Consider the following 2,336-nt stretch of genomic DNA (forward strand, 5'->3'; position numbering starts at 1 on the left):
AGTAGTTCTCCCCGACGGCGCGGGCCCAACCCGCACCCTCACGGGGGAAGTCCACCGCCCGGCCGTCGGCCATCACCCACCGGCACCCCTCATCAGTCAGGACCAGGTGCTGGTCCAGCACCGAAGCCCACCCCGGACCAAACACCCCAACAGTGCCCAGGCCCGAACCGAGAGAGTTATACATCCTAGTGACCGCCAAGTCCGCGGCCGCCCCGGCGAACCCCAGATCCGTTTCCGGTTCAATGAAATTCCCCGTGGCCGTGTTCACCGGATCATTGGCATACCCGGACGAGGGCATCGCCCCGGCCGCCGTGGGCGGGTCAATGACCAACCCCGTCCGGGTCCCCGAAACCCCCGCCGCGGCCAACGCCTCGTTCACCGCCGCATCCGACAGGGTCGAGACCGCACCCTCACCCCCGGCAGCAGCAAACGCGTCCGCGACCACCAACGCCCACGCCGCGTCCGCCTCATTCGCCGCCAAATACTGCCGGAACGCCGTCACCACACCCGCAGCGTCAATCCGGCCCCACCCGCACCGGTCCGCGAACGAAGACAACTCCGACTCCAAAGACCCCGGCACCGACGCAACACCCTCATCCAGACCACGCGAACCCGCCGCGAAAGTCCGCAACGACTCCGGACGCGCCGAGGACACCCCGCCCCCAAACCCGCCACCCGGGCCAGGGGGCACCCGCGACCCCGGCACCGGAGCCTCCGAAGGGAACGACGGCCCACTCCCGGGCTCCATATTCGGCCGCGCCTCCTCACCCCACAGGCTGTCACCAAACTGCTCAAGCCAGTTGCGGTTGTTATGCCGCCGCACCCACTCGTTGTTCTCCCGACGCCGGTCATCCTCTTCCCGCGCACGCTCGATCATGGTGCCCACATACCCGGCCACCGTCCGTAACGCCGCGGCCAAAGACTCCGCGTCCCGGGACGCCGTCACCGCGTTCGCCGCGAACACCTCCGAAAAATGCCCCCGGAAATCCTCCCCAGCCGAGGACACCAACGGCGTCCGCGACCCCGAATGCTCCTCAACCCGCGACGCTGCGGACTCAAAAGCACCCTTCACCGACTCAGCAACCCCATACACAAACCGGCCACCATGACCAACACCGGAATCCGGCAACAACGGCATCTCAACGAACTCGGTCACAACCACAGCCCCCCACAGAACAAGAACGCGAACAAAACCCAACAACCCACAACAACCCGCACCACAACCCACACGGCACGACCCCACACCACAACAACCCGCACAACAACCCGCGCTACAACCACCGGCGCTACAGCAAGACAGTGCAACGGCCGGGCAACCACACCACGCATCAACGCAGCACGATCACCCGGCCCCCACACTCACACCAAAAAAAGAATCAGGCCCCGCCACCAGCAGAGAAAATATCCTGCGAAATCTTCTGCAACTGACCCCGCAACTGCTCCAACTCTTCCTTGGCCTTATCCAACGCAGCCTTCGTCTCCGGCCACGTCGAACCACGGAACTCAGCAGCCAACGGACCATCCCACACATTCGGATCCGACAACACACGACCCTGGGCATCCAACGCCGAAATCTGATCCGTAAACCCACCAGTAATAATCGACTGCACCTGACCAATAGCAGCCTTGGCCTGCTCAGTAGACAACACACGCGACATAGAACTTTCCTCCCAATAAGAACAATCGCAACACCCAAACCAAACCAGCCCAGGCAACGCCCCCAAACTACCAACACCAACCAATAAATCCAACAAACAGACAAATCATTGTGGAAAAAACATGAACCTGCCTGCCACCTGCGGTGATACTTCGTAGATGGATTAGTCCAATCGGGAGCGCAACCTTATGATACTCAAGGCACCGTGAACGGAAAGAGGGGGACGATCCATGCCCAGGCAGGCTAGTTTTAACCAGTACAACCCGGGGCGTCGTATCCCCCCGGTCCGCGCTCTGGGCATCGCCCTGATAGCACTGGGACTGATCGCGACCACATCGTGCACCCAGCCACCCGAGCCGGAGCCGGTGTCCAACCCGGTCAAACTCTTGCAGAGCGTCCGTGTGGGCCTGTCCCCGGCCGCCGGAGTGCAGAAGATCGAAGGCACCACAATCTCGGTGTCCGCTGCGGGCGACTCCTCGGCGGAAAACACCACCTATGACACTGCCCAGGTTGTGGGCGAACTCCCGGTGCGCGTGAGCCTCCAGTACCGCGCCGGCGAAAAATCGGGTTCCGACCTCGCCGATTTGAAAGGCCACACCGGCCCGGTGGAGATCAACCTGACGCTTGAGAACCTCACGGTCAAACCACAGACCATCCAGTACGATGCCGCCGGCCAGGC

Annotated in this window: 2 protein-coding genes and 1 pseudogene; 1 reads left to right on the plus strand and 2 read right to left on the minus strand. The window is 62.9% G+C overall.

Annotated elements, in window-relative coordinates; translation table 11 throughout:
- Both HP499_RS23510 and HP499_RS23515 read right to left on the minus strand, forming a co-directional pair.
- Positions 1-1,156: DUF6531 domain-containing protein (locus HP499_RS23510; RefSeq protein WP_309138440.1), on the minus strand; the 1,156-nt coding region annotated here is incomplete at its 3' end.
- Positions 1,157-1,376: 220 nt separating this feature from the next.
- Positions 1,377-1,658, minus strand: coding sequence for a hypothetical protein (locus HP499_RS23515; protein WP_026547649.1), 282 nt, complete (start codon positions 1,656-1,658; stop codon positions 1,377-1,379).
- A 229-nt stretch (positions 1,659-1,887) separates the two neighbouring features.
- Between HP499_RS23515 and HP499_RS23520 the strand changes: the two are divergent.
- Positions 1,888-2,336, plus strand: a pseudogene (locus HP499_RS23520) (hypothetical protein); the annotation flags it as partial.

The sequence above is a fragment of the Paenarthrobacter sp. CM16 genome (assembly GCF_013179505.1).
In the GTDB taxonomy this organism is placed as follows: Bacteria; Actinomycetota; Actinomycetes; order Actinomycetales; family Micrococcaceae; genus Arthrobacter.

Bases quoted from the DNA above. Each gene is read 5' to 3' on its own strand.
- HP499_RS23515 (WP_026547649.1), bottom strand. From the start codon at position 1,658: ATGTCGCGTGTGTTGTCTACTGAGCAGGCCAAGGCTGCTATTGGTCAG.